Raw genomic sequence first — 24434 nt, forward strand, 5'->3', positions numbered from 1 at the left:
GTCCGGGGAAACCCCGATCGTCGCTCCCTAGGGACGTTGCCGCGATCGGCCGGGACATCCATGGATGATCGGCCGTTCGGCTGCCGAAAAGCGTTTCCCGCCTGCGCGGGAGCGCAGTTCCATGGATACGTGACGTACCCGCCCACATCGTTGTTGCACGGCACGAGGAGCGCATGATGGACCTGCAGGGACTGAAGGACGAACTGGCGGATTTCGGCCGCCGGCACGATGCCGGCCTGGCGCACGGCGCGCCGCGCATGCTCAACATCACCCCCGATACCGGCGAGCTGCTGTCGGTGCTGGTGCGCGCGAGCGGCGCGCGCCGGATCCTGGAGATCGGCACCTCCAACGGCTACTCGACGCTGTGGCTGGCCGAGGCCGCGCGCGCCATCGGCGGCCACGTGACCACGCTGGAACTGTCGCCGGCCAAGTTCGCCATGGCCCGGGAGAACTTCGCCCGAGCAGGGCTGCAGGACCGCATCGAGGCGGTGCAGGCCGATGCCGGCGCGTGGCTGGCGCAGGCGCCGGCCGGCGGCTTCGACCTGGTGTTCCTGGACAGCGAGCGCAGCCTGTACGCGCAATGGTGGCCGGCACTGCGCCGGGTGCTGCGTCCGGGCGGGCTGCTGGTGGTGGATAACGCTGCATCGCATGCCGAACAGATGGCGCCGCTGCGCGCGCTGCTCGACGCGGACGCCGAATTCACCTGCGTGCTGGTGCCGGTGGGCAAGGGCGAGCTGCTGGCGGTGCGCGCGGGCTGAGCGGGCAGGATCCAGCTGCGCTGCCGGGGATGTCCGGGATGTCTTGCTCTACCGGCCCCATGCCTCGACAGGGGAAACGGGAAAGCGGACCCCTTCTCCCGCTTGCGGGGGAAGGTGGCGCGCAGCGCCGGATGGGGGGCTTTTGCTGTTGCTCTCCCATGCTCCAGGCAGCCCCCATCCGCCCTTCGGGCACCTTCCCCCGCAAGCGGGTGAAGGGAGCCGGCCTTTGGGACTTCTCGATGAGACGACCGGCCGCCTACGTCTCCTCGCCGGGGCCGCTGCACAGCTCCAGCCCCTCCGGCTCCAGCCAGTGCTGCAGGAAGGCGTGGATGTCGTCGTCGCTGAGCGTGCGCGCCCGGGCCAGCTCGCCCTTGGCGGTGTCGTGGGTCACCTCGCCCTCGGGCGAGACCACCACCACGGCGGGAATGCCCTTCTTGATCGGGTCGCCGTAGGCCTGGTTCAGTTCGAGGTTGCGGTCGCGGCGGCCGATGTCGATCGTCACCACCTCGAAGCGCTGCACCAGCGGTACGTTCTTCTCCGCGCGCATCGCCTTGTCCAGCGCGATCGAGTCGCCGCACCAGTTGGCACCGAAGATCAGCAGGGTTGGCTTGTCGTGCTGCTTGCCGTTCGCCAGCGCCTGGCGCACCTGCGCGGCGGCATCGGCCTGCTCGTCGTAGGGAAGCTCGGCCGCCAGCGACAAAGGCGCCAATACGAGAAACAGCAGGGGCAACAGTCGTTTCATGGCAGGGTCCTCATCGAATATGCCGCATGCTTGGCCCGCTTCGCGTGCAGCGTCAATGAACCAGATCAAGAACGGCCCGATTGCCGGTTCCGGCCCGGCCGGGGCAGGTATCGCGATTCAGGGCGGATTGCTGTCCGCATCGGAGAATCCCCCATGGCCTTTCCGCCCGGGACCGCCCGCGGCGGGACCGGTGCCCGATGGCACAGGCTGCCGCTGCGGCGGCCGGGCGGCCGCGGCCGGTTGCCCGGCAGCGATCTTCCGGCGCCGCGTGAAGCGCGGCATCGATCCTCCATCCCCACTGGAATCTCCCCCATGTCCGCTGCTTCCGGCGTCACCCCCGACTATTCCGCCTCGCCGCAGTATCGCGAGGGCCGCTTCCGCAACCCCGTTACGCCCAAGTTCCCGCACGGCCGCCAGATGATCGGGCTGTGGTGGAAGTTCCTGGCCGGCAAGCGCCCGTCCACGCGGCCGCCGGCACCGCCGCCGGTGCAGCCGCTGACCGCGCAGATGCTGGACGCGGCGCCGGACAACCGCCTGTACCGGCTCGGCCATTCCACCGTGCTGGTCAAGCTCGACGGCGGCTGGTGGCTGACCGACCCGGTGTTCTCCGGGCGCGCCTCGCCGTTCTCCTGGATCGGCCCGAGCCGTTTCCAGGCCCCGCCCATCGCGCTGGACCAGCTGCCGCCGCTGCGCGGGGTGATCCTTTCGCACGATCACTACGACCATCTGGACAGGGCCGCGATCCGCGCGCTGGCCGCGCGCGCCGGCGTGTTCGTGGCGCCGCTGGGCGTCGGCGACCTGCTGCGGCGCTGGGGCGTGGATGCGGACAAGGTGGTGCAGCTGGACTGGTGGCAGTCGATCCGCGTCGGTGAGGTGGAACTGACCGCGACGCCGGCGCAGCACTTCTCCGGCCGCGGCGCGTTCGGGCGCGATCGCACGCTGTGGGCATCGTGGGCGATCCAGGCGCCGGGGCTGAAGCTGTTCTTCAGCGGCGACAGCGGCTACTTCCCCGGCTTCGCCGAGATCGGCGAACGGCTCGGACCGTTCGACCTGAGCCTGATCGAGTGCGGCGCCTACGACCCGCTGTGGGAAGGCGTGCACATGCTGCCGGAGCAGACCGTGCAGGCGCAGCTGGACGTGCGCGGGCGCTGGCTGCTGCCGATCCACAACGCGACCTTCGACCTGGCCTTCCACGACTGGAACGAGCCGATGGAACGGGTGCTGGCGGCGGCGCAGGCGCGCGCGGTGGCGATCTCCATGCCGATGCTCGGGCAGGCGGTGGACGCGGCGCTGCCGCCGGCGGTCGAGCGCTGGTGGCGGCTGCCGGCGAAGGACCGGGCGGTACCGCGCGCGGCAAGCGCGGAGCGGGCACAGGGACGGCCGCGCTGATGCGGGATGCGGCATCGCCGGCGCGGCCGGCCGCGCCGGGCGTCACCCGCCACGCCGTGCTGTCGCCGCCGCCGGCCAGCGCCGATAATGCGCCGGTGAACGAACGCCACCCACCGCTGCGGCTGCTGTACCTGGACCCGTCGCTGGCGGTGGTCGACAAGCCGGCCGGGCTGATGGTCCACGACAGCAAGCTGGCGCGCGGCGAGGACGACTTCCTGGCCGACCGCCTGCGCGAGCAGCTGGGGCGGCCGATCTTCCTGGTCCACCGGCTCGATCGCGCCACCAGCGGCTGCCTGCTGCTGGCCTTCGACCGCGAAAGTGCCGGCGCGCTGGGCAAGGCGCTGATGGCCGGCGAGGTGGAGAAGGACTACCTCGCCGTATGCCGCGGCTGGCCGGCCGAGGAACGCTTCACGGTCGATCACGACCTCGATGGCGGCCCCGGCAAGCCGGTGAAGAAGCCGGCCGTCACCCATTTCCAGCGCCTGCTCAGCGGCGAGCTGGCGGTGCCGGCCGGCGAGTTCCCGACCTCGCGCTATGCGCTGCTGCGCTGCCAGCCGCAGACCGGGCGTTTCCGCCAGATCCGCCGCCACCTCAAGCATCTCTCGCACCACCTGATCGGCGACACCAGCCACGGCGACGGCCGCCACAACCGCACGTTCCGCATGCAGGGCGTGCACCGCATGCTGCTGCATGCCGAGCGGCTGTCGTTCCCGGCCCCCGGCGACGGCCGCCGCATCGAGGTGCGCGCGCCGCTGGACGCGCAGTTCCGCAAGGCCTGCGACCTGTTCGGCTGGGGACCGGATTCGCTGGCCCCGCCCGTATCCGTAGCGTAAGACGGGCTTGCTCGGCTGCCCTTGGCGTCGGCTGGCGCGGACAGCGGGAGGGAAAGCAGCCGAGCCCCCCAAGAGGGGCGGCAAGCACAAGCCCGGCGCTAGCAGAAGGTGGCCGGCTCGGGGCCGATCCGCTCCGGATCCCGCCACCTTCCGGCGGGCGGTGGCCACGTCTTCCGCCGGATCGCCAGCATCGGGAAGCGGCAATCGCAGCGGGCAGGGCGCCTGCCGGGCCGATTACAATCCCGTCCATGGGCAACGCCACCATCCAGATCAGCGCCGCGCTGGCGATCCCCGAGGACGAACTGGTCGAGCGATTCGTGCGTGCCAGCGGCGCCGGCGGGCAGAACGTCAACAAGGTCTCCACCGCGGTGGAACTGCGTTTCGACGTGGCCGGCTCGCCGTCGCTGCCCGAGCCGCTGCGCGCGCGCCTGCTGTCGCGCCGCGACCGCCGCCTCACCTCCGAGGGCGTGCTGGTCATTGATGCGCAGCGTTTCCGTACCCAGGACCGCAACCGCGAGGACGCGCGCGCACGCCTGGTCGAGTTCATCGCCGCCGGCCTGTCGGTGCCCAAGCGCCGCATCGCCACCAAGCCCACCCACGGCTCCAAGCTGCGCCGGCTGGACGCCAAGCGCGAACGCAGCCAGGTCAAGCGTGGACGCTCGTCGTCGCATTGGGAGTGAACGTGAGTCAATCCGCCCCGTCGTTGCCACCGGTGACCCAGGACGATCCATTGCGGCAGCCCCCGCCGCCGAACATGCCACCGGCGCACGGGCGCTTCGCGCACTGGCTCGGACGCACCGCGCTGCGGCTGGGCGGCTGGAGGATCGTGGGCCGGCTGCCAGACCTGTCCAAGCTGGTGATGATCGTCGCCCCGCACTCGTCCAACTGGGACGGCTTCCTCGGCTTCGCCGCCAAGTTCGCGCTCGGCTTCGAGGTCAAGGTGCTGGGCAAGGCCAGCCTGTTCTGGTGGCCGCTGGGGCCGCTGCTGCGCCGGCTCGGCGGCATCCCGCTGGACCGCAGCTCGCCGCAGGGTACCGTCGGCCAGGCGGTGCGGCTGTTCGAGCAGTCCGAGCGCATGTGGTACGTGATCACCCCCGAGGGCACGCGCCAGCGGGTGGTGCAGTGGAAGGCCGGGTTCTGGAAGATCGCCAAGCACGCCGGGGTGCCGATCCTGCCGGTGTACTTCGACTATCCCAGCAGGACGATCGGCGTGGGCGAGCCGTTCTGGCCGGGCGAGGACATGGACGCCGACATCGCCGCCATCCGCGACTGGTACCGGCCGTGGCGCGGCAAGAACCGCGATACGCTGTGAGGCGCATGCGCCGGCAACGGCGCCGCGTCCGCACATGACCTTCCCTCGGAGCGGGTACGCGTGCCCGCTCCACCGCCAGCGAGAGCCCTCATGACATCCAGCCGCCTGCGCATTCTGTCCCTGCTGTCCTGCCTCACGCTGTCGCTGTCCGCCGGCACCGCCGCCGCCGCCACGGCGAAGACGCCGGTGCTGGTGATCCACGGCGGTGCCGGCGTGAACCGCGCCAGCCTGTCGGCGCAGGACGAGGCCGAGGCGCGCGCGGCGCTGGAGCGCGCACTGCACGCCGGCCACCAGGTGCTGGCGGCGGGCAGGCCGGCGCTGGACGCGGTGGCCGCCGCCATCTCGGTGATGGAGGACGCGCCGCAGTTCAACGCCGGTCGCGGCGCGGTGTTCACCCACGACGGCCGCAACGAACTCGACGCCTCGATCATGGACGGCGCCAGCGGCCGGGCCGGCGCCGTGGCCGGCGTGCACCGGGTGAAGAACCCGATCCAGCTGGCGCGCGCGGTGATGGAGAAATCCAGGCACGTGATGCTGGTCGGCGACGGTGCCGAGGCCTTCGCGCAGGAGCAGGGCGTCACCCTGGTCGATCCGTCCTACTTCCGTACCGACAAGCGCTGGCAGCAGCTGCAGAAGGCGTTGAAGGAGGAGGCCGGCGGCCAGGCCCATGCCGACATCGAGACCGCCAGGCACTTCGGCACCGTCGGTGCGCTGGCGCTGGACGCGCAGGGCCACCTGGCCGCCGGCACCTCCACCGGCGGCATGACCAACAAGCGCTACGGCCGCGTCGGCGACTCGCCGATCATCGGCGCCGGCACCTACGCCAACGACCAGTGCGCGGTGTCCGGCACCGGCTGGGGCGAGTACTACATCCGCGCGGTGGCCGCCTACGACATCTGCGCGCGGGTGAAGTACGCCGGGCAGAGCCTGCAGCAGGCCGCGGAGGAGGTGATCGACCGGCAGATCCCCGCCGCCGGTGGCGATGGCGGCGCCATCGCGCTGGCCGCCGACGGCAGCATGGCCTTCCCGTTCAACACCGACGGCATGTACCGCGGCTGGATCGGCGCCGACGGCGTGGCGCACGTGGCGATCTTCAGGGACGGGATTGGGGAGTAGCGATTCGGGATTCGCAAAAGCCTGCTTGCTTCGCTCTGACGAATCCCCAATCCCGAATCCCGAATCCCGAATCCCCAATCCCCAATCCCTGCCTCTCCGACAGTGCCGTCGCCGTGCAATTGGAGTACCTTGCGCCGCTGTTGTCGCTGCCCCGAACTTCTGGAGTCCCGTTCCATGTCGCGTACCCTTGTCCTGGCCGCCGCCATCAGCCTGGCGCTGGCCGCCTGTTCCGGTAAAGAGTCCCCCGCCGTGTCCGAGAAAACCCCCGTCGCGCAGACGCCCGATGCCTCCGCCAATCCGCTGCTGAGCGCCAGTGCGCTGCCGTTCCAGGCGCCGCCGTTCGACAGGATCAGCGACAGCGACTACCTGCCGGCGTTCGAGGAAGGCATGCGCCAGCACCTGGAGCAGATCCAGAAGATCGCCGACAACCCGGAGCCGCCCACCTTCGCCAACACCTTCGAGGCGATGGAGCGTTCGGGCGAGACCCTGAGCCGGGTGTCGCGCATCTTCTTCGGCCTGGTCCAGGCCGACACCAACGACGCCCGCCAGAAGATCCAGGAGGAGGTGGCGCCCCGGCTGGCCGCGCACCAGGACGAGATCGCACTGAACCCGAAGCTGTTCGAGCGCATCAAGACGATCCACGACCAGCGCGACGCACTGAACCTGGACCCGGAGCAGAAGCGCCTGGTCGAGTACCAGTACACCGAGTTCGTCCGTGCCGGCGCGCAGCTGTCCGACGCCGACAAGGCCGCGCTGCGCAAGCTCAACGTCGAGGAGAGCACGCTCTCCACCCAGTTCCACACCCGGCTGGTGGCCGCCGCGGCCGCCGGCGCGGTGGTGGTGGACGACAAGGCCCGGCTCGACGGCCTGTCCGACGGCGAGATCGCCTCGGCCGCCGAGGACGCCAAGGCGCGCAAGCTCGACGGCAAGTACCTGCTGGCGCTGCAGAACACCACCCAGCAGCCGGTGCTGGCCTCGCTCAAGGACCGCGAGCTGCGCGCCGAGGTGCTCAAGGCCTCGGAGACGCGCACCGAACTGGGCGACGGCAACGACACCCGCCAGATCGTCCAGCGCCTGGCCCAGCTGCGCGCGCACAAGGCCAGGCTGCTCGGCTACGACAGCTGGGCCGCCTACAGCCTGTCCGACCAGATGGCCGGCACCCCGGACAAGGCGTTCAAGCTGCTCACCGACACGGTGCCGGCGGCCACCGCCAAGGCGCGCGGCGAGATCGCCGAGATGCAGAAGGTGATCGACGCGCAGCAGGGCGGCTTCAGGCTCGCCGCCTCTGACTGGGACTTCTACGCCGAGCAGGTGCGCAAGGCCAAGTACGACCTGGACGAGTCGCAGATCAAGCCGTACTTCGAACTGGACAACGTGCTGCAGAACGGCGTCTTCTACGCCGCCAACCAGCTCTACGGCATCACCTTCAAGCAGCGCACCGACATCCCGACCTACCACCCGGACATGAAGGTGTACGAGGTGTTCGACAAGGACGGCAGCTCGCTGGCGCTGTTCTACACCGACTACTTCAAGCGCGACAGCAAGTCCGGCGGCGCCTGGATGGACGTGTTCGTCGAGCAGGACGGGCTCACCGGGGCCAAGCCGGTGGTCTACAACGTCTGCAACTTCACCAAGCCCGCCGCCGGCCAGCCGGCGCTGCTGAGCTTCGACGACGTCACCACCATGTTCCACGAGTTCGGCCACGCCCTGCACGGCATGTTCTCGAAGGTGAAGTACCCCTCGATCGCCGGCACCAGCACCTCGCGCGACTTCGTCGAGTTCCCCTCGCAGTTCAACGAGCACTGGGCGACCGATCCCAAGGTGTTCGCCAACTACGCCAAGCACTACCAGACCGGCGAGGCGATGCCGCAGGCGCTGGTGGACAAGATCCAGAAGGCCCGGACCTTCAACCAGGGCTACGCCACCACCGAGTACCTGTCGGCGGCGCTGCTGGACCTGGCCTGGCACTCGCTGCCGGCCGACGCGCCGCTGCAGGACGTGGACGGCTTCGAGGCGCAGGCGCTGAAGAAGTACAAGGTGGACCTGCCGCAGGTGCCGCCGCGCTACCGCACCAGCTACTTCGACCACATCTGGGGCGGCGGCTACTCGGCCGGCTACTACGCCTACTTCTGGGCCGAGGTGCTCGACGACGACGCCTTCGAATGGTTCAAGGAGCACGGCGGCCTGAGCGCCGAGAACGGCCAGGTTTTCCGCGACAAGATCCTCTCGCGCGGCAACACCGTGGAGCTGGCCACGCTGTACCGCGACTTCCGCGGCAAGGACCCCAGCGTCGAGCCGCTGCTGGAGAACCGCGGGCTGAAGTAGCGCCCGCGGGGATGCAGGCAACCGGCGGCGCCGACGCGCCACCGCCGCCGTCGGCCTAGGCAGGCGGCGGCGTGGCGCAGCCGAGGATGAGGTCGACCAGGCGCAGTGCCGGGCTGGAGAGGCGTTGGTCGCGCCTCTTGATGATGCCGAAGCGCTGGACGATCGCCGGATCGGTGATCAGCAGCTTCTGCACCTGCGGCGAGGTGATCGAGGGCAGCAGCGATTCGACCATGATCGAGGCCGCCAATCCGGCTTCGCTCAGTGCCACCAGTGTCTGTCCCTGTATGCACTGGTAGCGCACATTGAGCTTGTACCCGCGGCCATAGGCCGCCTCTTCGAGCATCCTGCCCAGGACGGTGTTGCCGTAGAACTGGGCGATGGGCAGGTAGGCGAGCTTTTCCAGCGGGATCCTGCTGCGGGTCTTCGGCACCAGGTCGCGGTGCACGGCCAGGTAGACCCGTTCGCGCCATATCGGCTCGAAATCGAACTCGGCGTTGTCCGTGACCGGCCCGATCGCGAAATCGACATCCTCGTTGCGCAGCGATTCGAACAGCTGCGTGGACTTCAGTTCCAGCAACGACAGCACGACCTCGGGATACTCGGCCTTGAACGCCGAGAGCACCGGCGGCAGGTGGTGGGTCACCAGGGTCGGGGAGCAGGCGAAGGTGACGCGCCCGCGCTTCATGTCGGCGCGGCCGAGGATCTGTTGCAGGCCCTGTTCCAGTGCCGACACCGCCTGCCGCGCGTAGTCCAGCAACAGCTCGCCGTTGGCGGTGAGCCGCACCGCGCGGGTGGTGCGATGGAACAGCGCGAAGCCCAGCTGCTCCTCCAGCAGCTTGATCTGGGCGCTGATCGCGGCCTGGGTGCGGTTCATCTGCGAGGCGGCCTCGCGGAAGCTCGAATGCTCGGCGACGACCAGGAACGATTGCAGCAGTTTCAGGTTGACGCGGTGGGACAGCGGTCGGCCTAGGGTCACAGGTGCTCCGGGGGTCGCGGGACCTCGTTGTGTGCAGTGCCGATCCCGCGGGCGGCCCGGGAGCCTTCCCGCGGGCGGTATCAGAAGACCAGCTGCAGCCGCGTGTTGTACGTGTAGCCGTCGTCCGCGCCAGCATACGTCCCGGCGGGATTGTCGGCATGCCAGCGCACCATGTCGAACATCAGCCGCAACAGCGGGTTCAGGTACCAGTTCACGCCCGCGGTGGCGGCGTGCCCACGGCCGCCGCCGGGCAGTTCCGCGTAGTCCACGCTCTCGTAGCGGGCGCGCAGTTCCCAGGCGCCGGCGCCGCCCTTGCCGACCGCGGCGCGGACGTCGGGCCGGCTCCAGGTGCCGGTGCGCGTGGAATAGGCGGGGCTGCCGCCGCTGACGAACCAGCCGGCCGAGACCGTGTAGGCATCGATTCCCGCATCGATCCCGGCGCCGGTGCCGGGCCCCTCGATCTCGCGCCGCCCCCACTCCGCGAATGCCCATGCCGGTCCGGCGATGGCACCGGCCTCCAGGCCATAGCCGACCGTCCTGTCCAGGCGGCCGTAGTCGCCCGCGGAGATCCGCAGCTGGTCGTTGAAATGGCTGCCGACCGGGAAGCTGCCGACCACGCCGGAGGCGTCCTGCGCCAGGTGTTCGTAGAAACCCCATCCACCCAGGTGCGCGACCAGGCCACCGGAGCGGTACGGGTTCCAGTGCGCGCGCACAGCCCATACCAGACTGTCGTCGTCGGCGCCGCTGCTGCCCAGACCATCGCCGGTGGCGCTGGCGCTGACGTGCCAGCCGTCGCCGAACACGCGCTCGGTAAGGCCCAGGCCGAAGTAGCCGCGCACCGGCTGGGTCACCGCCGCGACCACGTTGCGTTCCTGGAACGGGACCTGCGGGCTGCCGCTGGAACCTTCCATGCCGCGATCGTTGAGGCGCTGGCCCACGGTCAGTTCGGCCTCCTGCCCGAGCAGCGTGTGCGGCACGGTCATGTACGCGGATTTCCATACCACCGAACCGTCGGCGAACTCGCCCTCGACCGCGTACTCGGCGCGTCCGTAGCGTCCTTCGACGCCCAGGCGCACGCTCCTGCCTTCGGTGCCGCTGAGGTTGCGATCGTCGAACCGCGAGCCGCTGGTGCTGGAGGCGTCCAGCTGTATGCGGCCGCGCGGACGGAACGACCACTCGCCATCGCTGCTGGTGAATTGCGGCGCGCCCTTGGAAAAACTCACCTCCGGCTGCCCGGCCTGCCTTTTCTCGAGGTCGTCGATGCGCCTGGCCAGGGCGGTGTCGCTGCCGGCAGGGCGCGCAGGCGCCGCCGCGAGGTCCTCGGCCGCCGCCGCGGGCTCGCGTCTTTCCAGTTCGGTCAGGCGCCGCTCGAGCTGCTCGATCCGCCGGGCCTGCTCGGCGACCAGCGTCTCCAGCCCGGCCGTGCTCATGGATTGCGCCCATGCGCCCGGCTGCGCCGATCCGAGCGCCAGCGCGCACGCCGCGGCCAGGCGACCGAGGTTGCCTTTGTATTTCATGTGTGTTGCCTCCGCTTTCCGAGTCTTCGCGTCTAAGGCGGCACGGGGCGTGCCGGCGATGCGCGCGACGGCATGGAAGGCTGGATCGAGGGGAAATCGGGCAGCACCCACTGCTCCGCATCGCAGCGGCTGCGCCGTGCCTCCCGCAGCGTCGATCGCCTGCATTCCGTCGCGCCGCTGACGATGTACAGGAGGCGGACGCGGGGCGGCATTAGCCTAAAGTTGCAGGACGAGGAAAATGTCTTTTCAAGTGTCCGCTGCGGAAGGAGAAACGCGGCGCAAGAAAAAATTCTTGGCCATTGAAAAAGGATTCTTGATTGTGGCGTGCGGTTGCCGGTCCCTACGATCCAGTCGAGGTAGGGAGGAAGCAACGCATGCTCACATTGGCAGGTCTGTTGATCATCGCGCTCATCGTCACCTTGATGGTGACCGAGCGCATCTCGCCGGTCGTTGCATTGGCGGTCATTCCGCTGCTCGGCGCGCTGGCCGTGGGTTTCAGCTTCGAGGAGATATCGGGCTACTTCACAAAGGGTATCGGCGACGTGGTCGATGTGCTGGTGATGTTCATGTTCTCGATCCTGTTCTTCGGCGCGATGCAGGAGGCGGGGCTGTTCGACCCGCTGGTGCGCTACGCGATCAGGGTCACCAAAGGCAGCGTGGTGAAGGTGACGGTGGCATCGGCCGTCGTCGCCTGCATCATCCACCTGGACGGTTCCGGCGCGGTGACCGCGTTGATCACCATCCCGGCGTTCCTGCCCATCTACAGGCGCCTGGGCATGAACCCGCTGTTGCTGCTGATGATGTTCGCCGGCGCGGTGGGCGTGATGAACCTGACGCCGTGGGGAGGCCCGGTCGGCCGCGCCGCGCTGGTCATCAAGACCGATCCCAATGCGCTGTGGCACGCGATCCTGCCGGCGCAGGCACTGGGCCTGGTGATGCTGCTCGGGCTGGCGGTCGTCTACGGCTATCGGGAAAAGCGCCTGATCGCGGCGCGCGGTCCGGTGCTTCAGGAGCACGAGCACGAGGCCTCGCATGAGCAGGGCGAACTGCCGCGGTTGTTCTGGGCCAACCTGGTGATCACCCTGGCGACGGTGGCGGCGCTGGTCGTCAACTTCCTGCCGATCTCCTACGTGTTCATCCTCGCCTTCTGCGTGACCATCGTGGTCAATTTCCCCAGGCCGAAGGAGCAGATGGAATGCATCAAGCGGCAGGCGCCGGAAGCGTTGAGCCTGGTCGCCATCGTCTGCGCCGCGGCGGCCTTCCTGGGCATCATGCAGGGCACCGGGATGATCGACGCGCTGGCCAAGGCGCTTGCCGGTTTCCTGCCGCAGTTCCTGGTCTCGCACATCCACATCGTCTCCGGAATCCTCGGCACTCCGCTGGACATGCTGACCAGCAGCGACTCCTATTTCTTCGGCGTGCTGCCGGTCACGGTGGAGATCGCGCGGCAGTACGGCGTCTCGCCGGAGTCGGTGGCCAAGGCGATGGTCATCGGCAACAACCTGGGCAAGATGCTCAGCCCGTTCGCGCCGGCGGTATGGCTGGCGGTAGGCCTGACCGGCAACACCTTCGGCCAGCACATCCGCTACTCGTTCCTCCCGCTGTGGATCTTCAGCATCGTGCTGCTGTTGCTGTCGGTGGCGATCGGAGTGGTCTGAAGCAGTGCAGTGAAGGACGCCGCCGCGCATGTCCGGCACGGCGGCGTCCGGTTCTCCCCCCAACGTTTCGAATGAGGTGCAGGCAGATGTTGAACCAGACGATGTTGTATGAAACCCAGGTACTCGAGGGCCGGCAGAAGATCGCCCGGGTCACCGCGCGCCAGCTCAAGAACATCCCGATACAGCCGCCGCCGTTCCGCGACGTGCCCGACAAGGAAGGTGCGCTGCTGCTGCAGATCGAGACCGACGACGGCGTTGTGGGCTGGTCCACCAGCGGCTACACGCACCCGATCGTGGTCGACCTGATCAACAAGCACATCACCCCGCGCATCCTCGGCGAGGATCCGTTCCGCACCGAGCGCATCCCGATGCTGTTCGACCGCCATACCTACGAGCGCCCGCTCGGGCGCGCGCTGGTCTCGGCGCTGGCGATGATCGACATCGCGCTGTGGGACATCAAGGGCAAGACCGTCGGGCGGCCGGTGCACCACCTGCTCGGCGGCGCGCGCGACCGCGTCCCGGTGTACGTGACCCACGGCGCCGCCTACGACGGGGCCCCGGTGTACTCGGCCGAGGAACTGGCGGCCGAGGCCGCGCACATCGCCAGCCTGGGCATCACCCACCTGAAGAACACGGTGGGACGGCAGGCCGTCCCCGATCCGGACGACGACTACCGCCGCATGAAGGCGATGCGCGAGGCCGTGGGGCCGGACGTCAAGCTGTCCATGGACGGCAACCTGCGCATGTCCATCGACCAGGCGCTGCGCCTGTGCAAGCTGTGCGAGGAGCTGGACATCAGCATCCTCGAAGAACCCATCCACTACAACGAGCCGGCCAACCTGGCCTACCTGCGCACGCAGACCAACATCGCCATCGCCGCGGCCGAGAACGAGAAGTTCTCCGCCCGCGACCTGCTGGTGGCCGGCGCGGTGGACATCATCCAGCCCAACGTCAACAACGACGGCGGCTACAGCGCCGGCCTGCGCACCGCCACCCTGGCGCGGGCGTTCAACATCCCGCTGGGCCACGGCAACGGCAACGGGCCGCACAACATCGCGTTGCATGCCGGCGTAGCCAACGGCGGCATGGTCGAATACCACTTCCACAAGTGGATGGCCTACAACGCGATCTTCAAGCAGGTGCCGCAGCCGGTCGCCGGCGGCTTCCTCGACGTGTCGCAGCAACCCGGCCTGGGACTGGAGCCCAAGGATGGGCTGATCGAGGAATACGAGGTCAAGTGACCGCTGCGAGCGGACTTACGCATCCGGGCGGCTGCCGTCCGTGGACCGCCTTCCCCGACCTGCACGCACAGGAGCCAACGCCATGCCCCAAGCCATCGTATATGCCGTCGAAGGACACTCCGCCGAACAGAAGAAGAAGCTGATGCAGGGGATCACCCAGGCGTTCGTGGATGCCTGGGACGTGGATCCCCAGCGCGTCATCGTGCAGATCGTGGAATGTGCCGGGGACTCCAAGTCCAAGGGCGGGGTGCCGTTCGGCGAGCTGGGCTGAGCCGGATTCCGCTACCGGGTCGTCGCTGCAGCGCGCGCGGCGCGTCTTCTCGTCGGGAAGCCTTCGCCCCGGTGCGGGCGGGAAGGCGCCCTCCGGCCGCCTGCGCCGAGGCGGCATCCGCGAGGTGACGCGCACCTGCGCGGTCGCTGCTATGCTTGCCGCCAGGAGATGGCATTCCTCCTCGAACCGCCGGTGCGCCGGCTGATGATGCCTACCGTTTCCCCATCCATGGGACGGTAGGCACGTGCTTGCCGGCCCCCGACAAAGGAGTTCCGGTGATGTTCAATTCCCTCGTTTCCATCGCCATCGGCGCGGTGCTCGGTGCCTGGGCGCGCTGGGGCCTGTCGCTGTGGCTCAACCCGCTGCACGCGTCCATCCCGTTCGGCACCCTGGCCGCCAACCTGGTCGGCGGCTACGCGATCGGCCTGGCGATGGCGGTGTTCGGCGCGCATCCGGCGCTGCCGCCGGAGTGGCGGCTGTTCCTGGTCACCGGCCTGCTCGGCGGGCTGACCACCTTCTCCGGCTTCTCGTCCGAGGTGGTGATGCTGCTGCAGCGGCCGCAGTACGGCTGGGCGCTGGCCCTGGTCGCGCTGCACGTGCTCGGCTCGCTGGCGATGACCGGGCTGGGCCTGCTCACCGTCCATGGCCTGCGCGGGGGGGCTGCCTGATCCCCGGGCCGGCGCCGGCCGCGATCGGGTCCGCGGGCAACGGCTGCATCGGCACGGCCGCCGGCAGCGTCCGCCGCGGCTTCGCGGACGAAGCGGCGATGCCGCGGGAACCAAGCCGGGCGCTTGGCTGTCTTAGCCGCATCCAGAAAGCCGAGGGGCGGGCAGGAACATGAGGAGCGAGGACGTGCGGCCGCGCATGGCGCGGACCTGGCAATGGCTGCGCAGGGAAGTCGTACCGCTGCTGGCGATGCTGCTGCTGCTGACCGCGGCGCGTTCCTCCTTCGCCAACCACTACGTCGTGCCCACCGGCTCGATGCAGAACACGCTGATGCCCGGCGACCGCGTGGCGGTGGACATGAGCGCCTACGGCCTGCGCCTGCCCTTCACCAGTGTCCGCCTGGTCGAGCGCGGACAGCCGCAGCGCGGCGACGTGGTGGTGTTCGATTCGCCGCGCGACGGCACCCGCCTGGTCAAGCGCGCGGTCGCGGTCGCCGGCGATCGCGTGCAGTTGCGCGCCGGCCTGCTGCGGATCAACGGCGTCGCGCTGCAGACGGACGCGCTGGCCGGGCTGGAGGATTTCGGCCTGCACCAGGCGAAGCTGGACCTGGGCGCCGGCGGCGGCCCCGACATCGCCGGCCTGACCATTCCCCCGGGCAAGCTGCTGGTGCTCGGCGACCATCGCGGCGACAGCCTAGACGGCCGCTTCTTCGGCCTGGTCGATGCCGACCGCGTGTACGGCAAGGCGCTGGCGGTGTACTACCGGCGCGGCGAAGGACTGGGCTGGATATGGCTCTGAGCGGTGCCTGCGGCAGCGATGCTCAGGTTTCCGACCACACCGCCCAGGCGTAGCCGTCGGGATCGGCGAAATGGAAGCGGCGGCCGCCGGGGAAGTCGTACACCGGCTGGGTGATACGGCCGCCTGCGGTCTCGATGCGAGCCTGCGTGGCGGCCAGGTCGTTCGAGTACAGCACCACCAGCGGCCCGCCCGGTTGCACCGGTCCGTGGAAGAAGCCGCCGGTCAGGCGGCCGTCGCGGAACTCGCAGTAGTCCGGGCCGTAGTCCTGGAAGGTCCAGTCGAAGGCCTGGCCGAAGAAGGACCTGGACGCGGCGATGGAGGCGACGGCGAACTCCAGGTAGTCGATGCGGTGATGGGCGTCGGGACGGGGCATGCGTGGCTCGTCTTGGGCAGGGGAGGTGGGCAGTATTGCCGCCCTCAGCCCCGCTGGCTTGGAAAAAACGGCCAGCGTCCGCGCCCGCGCTATGCGCCGTGCAGGTCGACCAGTTGCTGCGGCGCCAGGGCGGTGAGCAGGCGGGTATCGCGCGCCAGGTGCGCGGCGTCGGCATAGCCCGCCTCCAGCGCGGCAGCGGTCAGCGTGGGGTGTTCGCGCGCCAGGCGCAGGAAGCGCTGCAGCCGCAGGATGCGATCCAGGGTCTTGCCGCCGTAGCCGAACGCGTCCTGGCAGCGCCGTCGCAGCGTGCGCTCGCTCACTCCCAGTTCCCGCGCCAGCGCCGGCACGCGCGGCGCGTCGGCCCCGGCCAGGCGCGCGAACAGCCAGGCCATGGACCTGTCGGGGGCGACCTGCAGCGCCGCGATCCCGGCCTGCAGCAGCGCCGCCGGGTCGGCGCCGTCCTCCAACCGGGCTTGCAGGCGGCGCGCGCGATGGCCCCATAGGTCTTCCAGCGGCACCCGCAGGTCGGTCAGCAGGTGCAGCGGCACGCCCAGCACCGCGGCACCGGCGCCGGGGGCCAGCCGCACGCCGGTCAGGTGCGCGCCCGGCGCCAGGCTCGCCATGGCGGCGGTGCGGTCCGGGCCGGCCACGAACAGCCGCCGTCCGTCCCAGATCAGGTCGATGCAGCCGTCCGGCAGCACCCGGGTCGGCGCGCACGCGTTCGCGTCCTGCCGGAATCGCCACAGGCAGCGGATCCGGTCGCGCAGCGCCGGGTCGGCAGGGAACTCGCCATAACGTGTGGAGGGCACGTTGGACATAGATGAATCCTTCTTATGAATCCTTGTATTTCATAAGATCATGCGGAAAAGGCGGGAAGTGCGGATTCCACCTCCCGCTCCCTGCCGCCGGCCGTCACGGGTCCGGCCACGCACGGCGAACGCCTCGCCCCGGACGTTTCCGCATGCGGCTAGCGCTCCGAGTGCCCGCTGTCGTCGTACTCGCGCGGGGCGAACAGCTGCGGCTGGATCAGCTCGATGAAGGCGCGCGCCTGCGGCGACAGGTACTTGCCCTTGCGCACGGTCACGCCGTAGCTGCGCAGCGGGAACCAGTCCTTCAGCGAGCGCGTGGCCAGGCGCTCGCGGTCGATTGCGCTGACGCAGATCTCCGGCACGATCGAGATGCCCATGTCCATCGCCACGTACTGCTTGATCACTTCCCAGCCGCCCACCTCCAGCGCCACCGTGTACGGCACCCGGTTCTGCTGGAACACCAGGTCCACCAGCCGGTAGGTGATCTGCCGGCGCGGCGGCAGGATCAGCGGGTAGGGCGAGAGGTCCTGCAGGCCCAGGTCCGGCTGGGTCGCCAGCGGATGCTGCGGCGGGGTGATCAGCAGCTGCTCTGAGCGGTGGATGGTGGCGTAGGTCAGGTCGGCCGGCACGTCCAGCATCGAGCCCACCGCCAGGTCGGCCTCGTCCGAGCGCACCAGGTCGGTGCCGTCGGCGCTGATCGCGTTGTGCAGGGTCAGGCGCACGTCCGGGTGGCGGCTGCGGAACAGCGCCACGATCGGCGGCAGCAGGTAGAGGATGGTGGAGTTGTTGGCGGCGATGTTCAGCTCGCCGGCGTCCAGACCGCGCACCTTGTCGCGGAACGCGGCCTCCAGCCCGTCCAGGCTCTCCACCAGCGGCTGCGCCATCTCGTACAGCAGCTCGCCCTCGCGGCTGGGCGCCAAGCGCCGGCCGCTGCGCTCGAACAGGCTCACCCCCAGTTCGCGTTCCAGGGCCTGGAGCTGCAGCGTCACCGCCGGCTGGGACACGAACAGCGCCTCGGCCGCCCGTGAGACCGATCCCATCCGCACCGTCTGGCAGAACGCGCGCAGCGGCTTGAGCCGGTCGGACTTGTAGGGAAAACGGGGGTTCGCGGGCTTGTTCGTAGGCATCTCGTGACGAATATAAGCTCAACTTATTTAATGCATTGACAAATCTGCTTTGTCAAATACTTAGATTGAAGGGAGGGTGGAGGCCCGGAAGTCCCAGGAGCCCGCCATGTCCGCCACTGCCTTAGCCACCCGCCACGAGCCGGTCGAACGCCCGACCCCGGGCATCACCCTGACCTCCCAGCTGGCCGGCCAGTCCGAACTGCTGCCGCCGCCGGCGCTGGCGCTGCTGACCTCGCTGCACCGGGCGATCGAGCCCGAGCGCCAACTGCGGCTGGAGGCCCGCCGCCAGCGCCAGGCGCAATTCGACGCCGGCGCCGTGCCCGGTTTCCGCGACGATACCCGTTCCATCCGCGAAGGCGACTGGACCGTGGCACCGCTGCCGGCGGCGCTGCAGGACCGCCGCGTGGAGATCACCGGCCCGACCGACCCCAAGATGGTCATCAACGCGCTCAACTCCGGCGCCAGGGTGTTCATGGCCGACTTCGAGGACTCGACCTCGCCGACCTGGAAGAACCTGCTGGCCGGCCAGCGCGCGCTGATCGGCGCGGTGCGCGGCGACCTGAGCTACGACGCCCCCGCGGCCGGCGACAAGCCGGGCAAGCACTACGCGCTCAAGCCGTTCGAGCAGCAGGCGGTGCTGATCGTGCGCCCGCGCGGCTGGCACCTGGACGAGAAGCACGTGCTGGTCGACGGCCAGCCGATCGCCGCCGGGCTGTTCGATGCGGCGCTGTTCGCCTTCCACAACGCCCGCGCGCTGATGTGCAAGGACCGCGGCCCGTACCTGTACCTGCCCAAGCTGCAGTCGATGGAGGAGGCGGCGCTGTGGGAGAACGCGCTGTCGCACGTCGAGGCGATGCTGGGCCTGCCGCACGGGCAGATCAAGGTGACGGTGCTGATCGAGACGCTGCCGGCGGTGTTCGAGATGGACGAGATCCTGCACGCGCTGCGCGATCGCATCGCCGGGCTGAACTGCGGGCGCTGGGACTACATCTTCTCCTACATCAAGACCTTCCGCCGCCACGCCGACAAGGTGCTGCCCGAGCGCGGCCAGGTGACGATGACCCAGCCGTTCCTGAAGGCCTATTCGGAACTGCTGATCAGGACCTGCCACCGCCGCGGCGCCCACGCCATGGGCGGCATGGCCGCGCAGATCCCGATCGGCGGCGACGAGGCCGCCAACGAGCAGGCGATGGCGCGGGTGCGCGCCGACAAGCTGCGCGAGGTCAGCGCCGGCCACGACGGCACCTGGGTGGCGCACCCGGCGCTGATCCCGATCGCGATGGCGATCTTCGACGAGCACATGCCCACGCCGAACCAGCACGACGTGCTGCGCAACGACGTGCAGGTGGAGGCGGCGGACCTGCTGACGCCGCCGCCGGGCACGATCAGCCGCGCCGGCTTCGAGGGCAACGTCGAGGTCTGCGTGCGCTACCTGGCGGCGTGGCTGGACGGCAACGGCTGCGTGCCGATCCACCACCTGATGGAGGACGCGGCCACCGCCGAGATCAGCCGCAGCCAGATCTGGCAGTGGCTGCACGTGGGCGGCCAGCACCTGGACGACGGCACCGCCATCGATGCCCGGCTGCTGGAGTCCACCCTGCGCAACCTGCCGGCGCGGCTGGGCAATCGCGCCGCGCTGCCGGGTGCGACGCGGATCGAGGAGGCCATCGTCCTGCTCGACCGGCTCAGCCGCGACGACGAACTGGCCGAGTTCCTGACGCTGCCGGCGTACCAGTTGATCGATTGACCCGGGGAGGGGACTTCCGGCTCTGCTGCGACCGGAGCCGACCCCCTCCCAGCCTCCCCCTGCTGCGCAAGGGGAGGAGCTTGCCCCCTCCCTTGCGCGCGTAGCGCGCAGGGGAGGGTTGGGGAGGGGTTGCTTTTGGGCGCTGCCGCGACCGGAGCCAGACCTCCCCCCAACCTCCCCTGCTTCGCAAGGGGAGGGGCTTTACCCCCAGCCACTTCCGACCCATGCAACCCGGAGACAGACCATGAGCACCAAGCCCCTGCCGACCGCCGCCGAGATCCAGAAGGACTGGGACAGCAACCCGCGCTGGAACGGCGTCACCCGCAACTACACCGCCGAGGATGTCGTGCGCCTGCGCGGCACCGTCCACGTCGAGCACTCGATCGCCCGGCTGGGCGCCGAGAAGCTGTGGAAGTACCTGCACGAGAAGGACTTCGTGAATGCCCTCGGGGCACTGACCGGCAACCAGGCCATGCAGCAGGTCAAGGCCGGCCTCAACGCCATCTACCTGTCCGGCTGGCAGGTCGCCGCCGACGCCAACCTGGCCGGGCAGATGTACCCGGACCAGTCGCTGTACCCGGCCGACTCGGTGCCGGCGGTGGTCAAGCGCATCAACAACACCCTGCTGCGCGCCGACCAGCTGCAGCACGCCGAGGGCGACGACAGCATCGACTTCCTGCAGCCGATCGTGGCCGACGCCGAGGCCGGCTTCGGCGGCGTGCTCAACGCCTTCGAGCTGATGAAGGCGATGATCGAGGCCGGAGCGGCCGGCGTGCACTTCGAGGACCAGCTGGCGGCGGTGAAGAAGTGCGGGCACATGGGCGGCAAGGTGCTGGTGCCCACCCGCGAGGCGATCGAGAAGCTCAACGCCGCGCGCCTGGCCGCCGACGTGCTGGGCGTGCCGACGATCCTGGTCGCGCGCACCGACGCCGAGGCCGCCGACCTGCTGACCAGCGACATCGACCCCAACGACCAGCCGCACACCACCGGCGAGCGCACCGTCGAGGGCTTCTACAAGACCCGCAACGGCCTGGACCAGGCGATCAGCCGCGGCCTGGCCTACGCGCCCTACGCCGACCTGGTGTGGTGCGAGACCGGCAAGCCGGACCTGGAGTTCGCGCGCAGGTTCGCCGAGGCCATCCACGCCAAGTACCCGGGCAAGCTGCTGGCCTACAACTGCTCGCCGAGCTTCAACTGGAAGAAGAACCTGGACGACGCGACGATCGCCAGGTTCCAGAAGGAGATCGCCGGCTACGGCTACAAGTTCCAGTTCATCACCCTGGCCGGCTTCCACGCGCTGAACTACTCGATGTTCCACCTGGCGCACGGCTATGCGCGCGAGCAGATGAAGGCGTTCGTCGAACTGCAGGAAGCCGAGTTCGCCGCCGCGCCGCAGGGCTTCACCGCGGTCAAGCACCAGCGCGAGGTCGGCACCGGCTACTTCGACGCGGTGACCCAGGCGATCCAGCAGGGCCAGTCCTCGACCACGGCGCTGACCGGCTCCACCGAGGAAGAGCAGTTCCACGGCGACAAGGCGGCCTAACGGTCACCTTGGTGGCGGCGGGTCCGGAATTCGCGGGCCCGTCCGCGCCGGTTACGGCGGCGTCGGGCGCATCACGCCGTCGGCGCCGCGCCTGAGCGGATAGGGCTGCTCGGGCAGCGGCGCGCCGGGCGCCTGGTCGATGCTGGTCCCGTGCGGCCAGTCCGGCGGGGCGATGGCGACGTAGCGGGCGAAGCCGCCGGTGCCGCCCTCGGGCTTGGCGTAGCCGATGGCGATCAGCGCGCCGGCCTCCGGGACCTGGTCCAGGTTGGCCACGCCCTCGGCCTGGGCGTAGTTGTGGTGCAGCAGCCAGTGCTCGCCTTCGAGGGTGTCGGTGGCGTCGGTGTCCAGCGGCTCGTGGCCGTGGAACAGGATGCGGCGCTGCAGGTGCAGGTACTTGAGCGCGTCCAGGGTGATGCCGGGGAACGGCTTGCGCGCGAAGCGCTCGGTCTCGTTCCAGCGCTTGGACCAGTCCGAGCGGATCATCACCACCGCGCCTTCGGGGATCGGGCCGTGGCGCTCCTCCCAGGCCTGGATGTCGGCGACGCTGGCGTGGTAGCCGGGATCGCGGGCGACCTTGGCGTGGACGTCGATCACCACCAGCGGCCGCACCGCGTAGGTCGGCGGCAGGTCGCTGATGGTGGCGCCCTTCGGGTTCCAGTGCGCCGGCGGATCGAGCTGGGTGCCGTACTGGTCGGTGCTCAGCTCGTAGGCGGTGGCGACGAAGCCGTGCTTGTCGTAGTCGAACTCGTCGCCGGGCCTGGCGTAGTCGCCGAGGTCGTTGCCGGCCACCGCCGGCTTGAACCTGGCCGGGGCGAAGCCGGGCCACACCGGCTGCGTCGGCGAGAACGCATGGGTCAGGTCGATGTACCTGGCCTGCCGCAGGTGCTGGTAGTAGAGCGACCACAGGCCCGGCGCGGGCGCCGGCGCGGCTGCCGCCAGCGGGGCGGCCAGGAGCAGGGACAGGCACAGGGCGAGGCAACGGCGGGCAGTCAGCGGCATGCGATACCTGCGGACGGGTGCGGGAGCCCCATCGTAGCGGATGCATCGCGGCCGGCAACGATGCCCCGCGCAGGTCGCGAGGCCCGGCGGCAGCGCGCAGTACAGTTGCTTGCATGCCGCAGGCGTAAGCTTGGCGGCAGGACGGCATCGCGGATCAAAGGAGTGCGCTGTGACCTACTACGGTTGGGTATTGCTGAAGTTCATCGTCGGTTTCCTGATCATCATCGTCCACCTGAACCTGTCGGGGAAAACCCAGCTCTCGCAGATGACGCCGGTCGACTTCATCGGCAACTTCGTACTCGGCGGGATCATCGGCGGGGTGATCTACGCCGACGCCATCCCGTTCCACCAGTACGTGCTGGTGCTGTTGATCGGCGTGGGCCTGATCTCGCTGCTCAACATGGCCACCAAGCGCATCGGCTTCCTGCGCTCGGTCGCCATCGGCGACCCGCTGCCGATCATCAAGAAGGGTCGCTTCCTGATGGACAACATCCTGCGCAAGCGCAACAAGATCGACATCCTGAGCATCACCTCGCAGCTGCACGCGCAGGGCATCCACTCCTTCCAGAACGTGAACTACGCGCAGATCGAGCCCAGCGGCGAACTGACCGTGGTCTGCGACGATGCGCAGATGCCGTCGGTGATCGTGATGAAGAACGGCGACGTGCGCGAGAGCGCGCTGCAGAACATCGAGCGCGACGAGCAATGGCTGCATGCCGAGCTGCGCCGGCACTCGCTGCAGCCGGAGCAGATCTTCATCGCCGAGTTCTGGAACGGCCGGCTGATCTTCGTGCTGAACGACGGCACCGTGGTGCGGTGAGGGCGTTCGCCGGTCGCGGCGGACGGCGTTTGTGCGAGATCATCCCGGCATCGTTCCCCCGCCCGAGGTCCCCATGTCGTCGACCACCGCCAGCTCCACGCCCCTGGCCAGCACCGCGGCGGCGGTGCATTCGCGCCGCATCGTCTCCATCGATGCGCTGCGCGGGCTGGTGATGTGCATCATGCTGATGGACCACGTGCGCGAGACGCTGTACCTGCACCTGCAGGTGAGCGACCCGATGGACGTGGCCGACACCCCGGCGCGGGTGTTCTTCTCGCGGCTGGCGGCGCACTTCTGCGCGCCGGCGTTCGTGTTCCTCACCGGCCTGGGGTCCTGGCTGTACGCGCACCCGCCGGGCGCCGCGCCGCGCTCGGCGCGCGAGTTCCTGCTCAAGCGCGGCGCGCTGATCCTGCTGCTGGAGGTCACCGTGATCAGCTTCCTGTGGGTGGGCGAGCTGCCCAGGGTGATCTACCTGCAGGTGATGTGGGCCATCGGCGTGTCGATGCTGGTGCTAGCGTTCGCCTCGGCACTGCCGCGCGGGCTGCTGCTGGCGATCGGCCTGGTCATCGTCTGCGGACACAACGCGCTGGCCGGCATCTCGCTGCCCGCCGACCACCCGCTGTACGTGCCGTGGACGCTGCTGCTGCACCGCGGCTGGGTCAGCCAGGACACGATCCCGCAGATCCGCCTGACCTATCCGGTACTGCCGTGGATCGGGGTGATCCTGCTGGGCTGGGCCGCCGGCCCGCTGTTCTCGGCACAGGTCGACGGCCGCCGCCGCCAGCGCCTGCTGGTCGGCCTGGGCATCGCCTGCTGGGCGGCGCTGCTGCTGCTGCGCGGCTTCAACCTCTACGGCGAGAACGCGCCGTGGAGCCCGCAGGCGACCACGCTGCTGACGGTGATGGACTTCCTCAACTACACCAAGTACCCGCCGTCGCTGGACTTCCTGCTGCTGACCCTGGGCGGGTCGCTGTTCGTACTGGCGGCGTTCGAGCATGCCGACAACCCGTTCAGCCGCTTCGTCTCCACCTATGGCGGCGCGCCGATGTTCTTCTACATCCTGCACCTGGCGGTGCTGGTGTTCGGCTACAGGCTGCTGCTGGCACTGTTCGGGCCGAACCAGGGCGAGCGCTTCGGCGTGGCCCCGGAGCAGTTCTGGATGGTGTGGCTGGTGAGCGTGGCGCTGCTGCTGGCGCTGTACCCGCCGACGCGTGCCTTCGCCGGCTACAAGCGCCGGACGAAGCGGGCATGGGTCAAGTACTTCTGATGCGCGCACGAGCGATGCCCGCGGACCAAGAGCGGACATCGGAACCATGGCCGTCGTTCCCGCGAAGGCGGGGACCCAGCGGCTTTCGCCCAGGGAAGGCGGAGGCACCGGATCCCCGCCTTCGCGGGGATGACGAATTCCGTTGGC

At 69.5% G+C, this 24434-nt stretch carries 24 protein-coding genes and 1 riboswitch; of the genes, 17 read left to right on the plus strand and 7 right to left on the minus strand.

Features of this window, described 5'->3' with window-relative positions:
• Nucleotides 1-173 precede the first annotated feature (173 nt).
• Nucleotides 174-758 (plus strand): O-methyltransferase, encoded by a 585-nt coding sequence (locus LRX76_RS14375; protein WP_231806313.1) that lies wholly within the window; start codon nt 174-176, stop codon nt 756-758.
• 256 nt (nt 759-1014) lie between these two features.
• Here LRX76_RS14375 and LRX76_RS14380 read toward each other — a convergent pair whose 3' ends face one another.
• Nucleotides 1015-1500: a thioredoxin family protein gene (locus tag LRX76_RS14380; RefSeq protein ID WP_231806314.1), complete on the minus strand. Its 486-nt coding sequence runs from the start codon at nt 1498-1500 to the stop codon at nt 1015-1017.
• 312 nt (nt 1501-1812) lie between these two features.
• On the opposite strand from LRX76_RS14380, the gene LRX76_RS14385 reads away from it, so the two are divergent.
• The 6 genes from LRX76_RS14385 (at nt 1813) to dcp (ending at nt 8475) form a co-directional block, all read left to right on the plus strand.
• A complete protein-coding gene (locus LRX76_RS14385) occupies nt 1813-2889 on the plus strand; it encodes an MBL fold metallo-hydrolase (protein ID WP_231806315.1) in 1077 nt (358 codons plus the stop codon).
• Nucleotides 2889-3722 carry a pseudouridine synthase gene (locus LRX76_RS14390; protein ID WP_231806316.1) on the plus strand — a complete coding sequence of 278 codons (834 nt, stop codon included), beginning with the start codon at nt 2889-2891 and terminating at the stop codon, nt 3720-3722. The genes LRX76_RS14385 and LRX76_RS14390 overlap by 1 nt, the downstream gene beginning before the upstream one ends.
• 248 nt (nt 3723-3970) lie before the next feature.
• Nucleotides 3971-4402 carry an alternative ribosome rescue aminoacyl-tRNA hydrolase ArfB gene (gene arfB / locus LRX76_RS14395; RefSeq protein ID WP_231806317.1) on the plus strand — a complete coding sequence of 144 codons (432 nt, stop codon included), beginning with the start codon at nt 3971-3973 and terminating at the stop codon, nt 4400-4402.
• 2 nt (nt 4403-4404) lie between these two features.
• Nucleotides 4405-5034, plus strand: a complete 630-nt coding sequence (locus tag LRX76_RS14400) for a lysophosphatidylcholine acyltransferase (protein WP_231806318.1) — start codon at nt 4405-4407, stop codon at nt 5032-5034.
• Nucleotides 5035-5124: 90 nt separating this feature from the next.
• Complete coding sequence (locus LRX76_RS14405) at nt 5125-6150, plus strand: isoaspartyl peptidase/L-asparaginase (RefSeq protein WP_231806319.1); 1026 nt, start codon at nt 5125-5127, stop codon at nt 6148-6150.
• Nucleotides 6151-6324: 174 nt separating this feature from the next.
• A complete protein-coding gene (dcp, locus tag LRX76_RS14410; RefSeq protein ID WP_231806320.1) occupies nt 6325-8475 on the plus strand; it encodes a peptidyl-dipeptidase Dcp in 2151 nt (716 codons plus the stop codon).
• 55 nt (nt 8476-8530) lie between these two features.
• Here the strand turns inward: dcp and LRX76_RS14415 are convergent, their stop codons facing one another.
• Both LRX76_RS14415 and LRX76_RS14420 read right to left on the minus strand, forming a co-directional pair.
• Nucleotides 8531-9451 carry a LysR family transcriptional regulator gene (locus tag LRX76_RS14415; RefSeq protein WP_231806321.1) on the minus strand — a complete coding sequence of 307 codons (921 nt, stop codon included), beginning with the start codon at nt 9449-9451 and terminating at the stop codon, nt 8531-8533.
• Nucleotides 9452-9531: 80 nt separating this feature from the next.
• Nucleotides 9532-10968, minus strand: coding sequence for a porin (locus LRX76_RS14420; RefSeq protein ID WP_231806322.1), 1437 nt, complete (start codon nt 10966-10968; stop codon nt 9532-9534).
• 72 nt (nt 10969-11040) lie between these two features.
• Between LRX76_RS14420 and LRX76_RS14425 the strand changes: the two genes are divergently transcribed.
• The 6 genes from LRX76_RS14425 to lepB all read left to right on the plus strand — a co-directional run bounded on the left by LRX76_RS14425 (nt 11041) and on the right by lepB (nt 15602).
• The gene (locus LRX76_RS14425; RefSeq protein ID WP_231806323.1) at nt 11041-11271 is read left to right on the plus strand and encodes a hypothetical protein; all 231 of its coding nucleotides are present in this window, start codon (nt 11041-11043) and stop codon (nt 11269-11271) included.
• A 71-nt stretch (nt 11272-11342) separates the two neighbouring features.
• Nucleotides 11343-12626 carry a citrate:proton symporter gene (locus LRX76_RS14430; RefSeq protein WP_231806324.1) on the plus strand — a complete coding sequence of 428 codons (1284 nt, stop codon included), beginning with the start codon at nt 11343-11345 and terminating at the stop codon, nt 12624-12626.
• A 101-nt stretch (nt 12627-12727) separates the two neighbouring features.
• Entirely contained in the window at nt 12728-13867 is a 1140-nt protein-coding gene (locus tag LRX76_RS14435) for a mandelate racemase/muconate lactonizing enzyme family protein (RefSeq protein ID WP_231806325.1), read from the plus strand.
• Nucleotides 13868-13949: 82 nt separating this feature from the next.
• Complete coding sequence (locus LRX76_RS14440) at nt 13950-14138, plus strand: tautomerase family protein (protein WP_231806326.1); 189 nt, start codon at nt 13950-13952, stop codon at nt 14136-14138.
• 155 nt (nt 14139-14293) lie between these two features.
• A riboswitch (Fluoride riboswitch) is annotated at nt 14294-14359 on the plus strand.
• Nucleotides 14360-14416: 57 nt separating this feature from the next.
• The gene (gene crcB, locus LRX76_RS14445; protein WP_231806327.1) at nt 14417-14806 is read left to right on the plus strand and encodes a fluoride efflux transporter CrcB; all 390 of its coding nucleotides are present in this window, start codon (nt 14417-14419) and stop codon (nt 14804-14806) included.
• Nucleotides 14807-14975: 169 nt separating this feature from the next.
• Nucleotides 14976-15602 (plus strand): signal peptidase I, encoded by a 627-nt coding sequence (gene lepB / locus LRX76_RS14450; RefSeq protein WP_231806328.1) that lies wholly within the window; start codon nt 14976-14978, stop codon nt 15600-15602.
• A 22-nt stretch (nt 15603-15624) separates the two neighbouring features.
• On the opposite strand, the gene LRX76_RS14455 is transcribed toward lepB, so the two are convergent.
• From LRX76_RS14455 to LRX76_RS14465, 3 genes are all read right to left on the minus strand, one after another.
• On the minus strand, nt 15625-15975 hold the full coding sequence (locus LRX76_RS14455) for a VOC family protein (RefSeq protein ID WP_231806329.1): 351 nt from the start codon (nt 15973-15975) through the stop codon (nt 15625-15627).
• Nucleotides 15976-16064: 89 nt separating this feature from the next.
• On the minus strand, nt 16065-16793 hold the full coding sequence (locus LRX76_RS14460; RefSeq protein WP_231806330.1) for a DUF6597 domain-containing transcriptional factor: 729 nt from the start codon (nt 16791-16793) through the stop codon (nt 16065-16067).
• A 149-nt stretch (nt 16794-16942) separates the two neighbouring features.
• A complete protein-coding gene (locus LRX76_RS14465; protein ID WP_231806331.1) occupies nt 16943-17911 on the minus strand; it encodes a LysR family transcriptional regulator in 969 nt (322 codons plus the stop codon).
• A gap of 106 nt (nt 17912-18017) precedes the next feature.
• Here LRX76_RS14465 and aceB point away from each other — a divergent pair, with 106 nt between their 5' ends.
• Nucleotides 18018-19658, plus strand: coding sequence for a malate synthase A (aceB, locus tag LRX76_RS14470; RefSeq protein ID WP_231806332.1), 1641 nt, complete (start codon nt 18018-18020; stop codon nt 19656-19658).
• A gap of 244 nt (nt 19659-19902) precedes the next feature.
• The gene (gene aceA, locus LRX76_RS14475; RefSeq protein ID WP_231806333.1) at nt 19903-21201 is read left to right on the plus strand and encodes an isocitrate lyase; all 1299 of its coding nucleotides are present in this window, start codon (nt 19903-19905) and stop codon (nt 21199-21201) included.
• A gap of 51 nt (nt 21202-21252) precedes the next feature.
• On the opposite strand, the gene LRX76_RS14480 is transcribed toward aceA, so the two are convergent.
• The gene (locus LRX76_RS14480) at nt 21253-22200 is read right to left on the minus strand and encodes a cyclase family protein (RefSeq protein WP_231806334.1); all 948 of its coding nucleotides are present in this window, start codon (nt 22198-22200) and stop codon (nt 21253-21255) included.
• 169 nt (nt 22201-22369) lie between these two features.
• Between LRX76_RS14480 and LRX76_RS18840 the strand changes: the two genes are divergently transcribed.
• Nucleotides 22370-23020, plus strand: a complete 651-nt coding sequence (locus tag LRX76_RS18840; RefSeq protein ID WP_231806335.1) for a YetF domain-containing protein — start codon at nt 22370-22372, stop codon at nt 23018-23020.
• A gap of 73 nt (nt 23021-23093) precedes the next feature.
• Nucleotides 23094-24287 carry a heparan-alpha-glucosaminide N-acetyltransferase domain-containing protein gene (locus LRX76_RS14490; protein ID WP_231806336.1) on the plus strand — a complete coding sequence of 398 codons (1194 nt, stop codon included), beginning with the start codon at nt 23094-23096 and terminating at the stop codon, nt 24285-24287.
• Nucleotides 24288-24434: the final 147 nt, after the last annotated feature.

Origin of the sequence: Stenotrophomonas sp. MMGLT7, assembly GCF_021168555.1 — a bacterium.
GTDB lineage: Bacteria > Pseudomonadota > Gammaproteobacteria > Xanthomonadales > Xanthomonadaceae > MMGLT7.

Excerpts from the sequence above, each read along its gene's own strand:
- arfB (WP_231806317.1), top strand. The coding sequence starts at position 3,971 with ATGGGCAACGCCACCATCCAGATCAGCGCCGCGCTGGCGATCCCCGAG.
- LRX76_RS14455 (WP_231806329.1), bottom strand. The coding sequence starts at position 15,975 with ATGCCCCGTCCCGACGCCCATCACCGCATCGACTACCTGGAGTTCGCC.
- aceB (WP_231806332.1), top strand. The coding sequence starts at position 18,018 with ATGTCCGCCACTGCCTTAGCCACCCGCCACGAGCCGGTCGAACGCCCG.
- crcB (WP_231806327.1), top strand. The coding sequence starts at position 14,417 with ATGTTCAATTCCCTCGTTTCCATCGCCATCGGCGCGGTGCTCGGTGCC.
- LRX76_RS14380 (WP_231806314.1), bottom strand. The coding sequence starts at position 1,500 with ATGAAACGACTGTTGCCCCTGCTGTTTCTCGTATTGGCGCCTTTGTCG.
- LRX76_RS14390 (WP_231806316.1), top strand. The coding sequence starts at position 2,889 with ATGCGGGATGCGGCATCGCCGGCGCGGCCGGCCGCGCCGGGCGTCACC.
- LRX76_RS14405 (WP_231806319.1), top strand. The coding sequence starts at position 5,125 with ATGACATCCAGCCGCCTGCGCATTCTGTCCCTGCTGTCCTGCCTCACG.
- LRX76_RS14460 (WP_231806330.1), bottom strand. The coding sequence starts at position 16,793 with ATGTCCAACGTGCCCTCCACACGTTATGGCGAGTTCCCTGCCGACCCG.
- LRX76_RS14385 (WP_231806315.1), top strand. The coding sequence starts at position 1,813 with ATGTCCGCTGCTTCCGGCGTCACCCCCGACTATTCCGCCTCGCCGCAG.
- lepB (WP_231806328.1), top strand. The coding sequence starts at position 14,976 with ATGAGGAGCGAGGACGTGCGGCCGCGCATGGCGCGGACCTGGCAATGG.
- LRX76_RS14480 (WP_231806334.1), bottom strand. The coding sequence starts at position 22,200 with ATGCCGCTGACTGCCCGCCGTTGCCTCGCCCTGTGCCTGTCCCTGCTC.
- LRX76_RS14465 (WP_231806331.1), bottom strand. The coding sequence starts at position 17,911 with ATGCCTACGAACAAGCCCGCGAACCCCCGTTTTCCCTACAAGTCCGAC.
- LRX76_RS14430 (WP_231806324.1), top strand. The coding sequence starts at position 11,343 with ATGCTCACATTGGCAGGTCTGTTGATCATCGCGCTCATCGTCACCTTG.
- LRX76_RS14375 (WP_231806313.1), top strand. The coding sequence starts at position 174 with ATGATGGACCTGCAGGGACTGAAGGACGAACTGGCGGATTTCGGCCGC.
- LRX76_RS14490 (WP_231806336.1), top strand. The coding sequence starts at position 23,094 with ATGTCGTCGACCACCGCCAGCTCCACGCCCCTGGCCAGCACCGCGGCG.
- dcp (WP_231806320.1), top strand. The coding sequence starts at position 6,325 with ATGTCGCGTACCCTTGTCCTGGCCGCCGCCATCAGCCTGGCGCTGGCC.
- LRX76_RS14440 (WP_231806326.1), top strand. The coding sequence starts at position 13,950 with ATGCCCCAAGCCATCGTATATGCCGTCGAAGGACACTCCGCCGAACAG.
- LRX76_RS14425 (WP_231806323.1), top strand. The coding sequence starts at position 11,041 with ATGGAAGGCTGGATCGAGGGGAAATCGGGCAGCACCCACTGCTCCGCA.
- LRX76_RS14435 (WP_231806325.1), top strand. The coding sequence starts at position 12,728 with ATGTTGTATGAAACCCAGGTACTCGAGGGCCGGCAGAAGATCGCCCGG.
- LRX76_RS14420 (WP_231806322.1), bottom strand. The coding sequence starts at position 10,968 with ATGAAATACAAAGGCAACCTCGGTCGCCTGGCCGCGGCGTGCGCGCTG.
- aceA (WP_231806333.1), top strand. The coding sequence starts at position 19,903 with ATGAGCACCAAGCCCCTGCCGACCGCCGCCGAGATCCAGAAGGACTGG.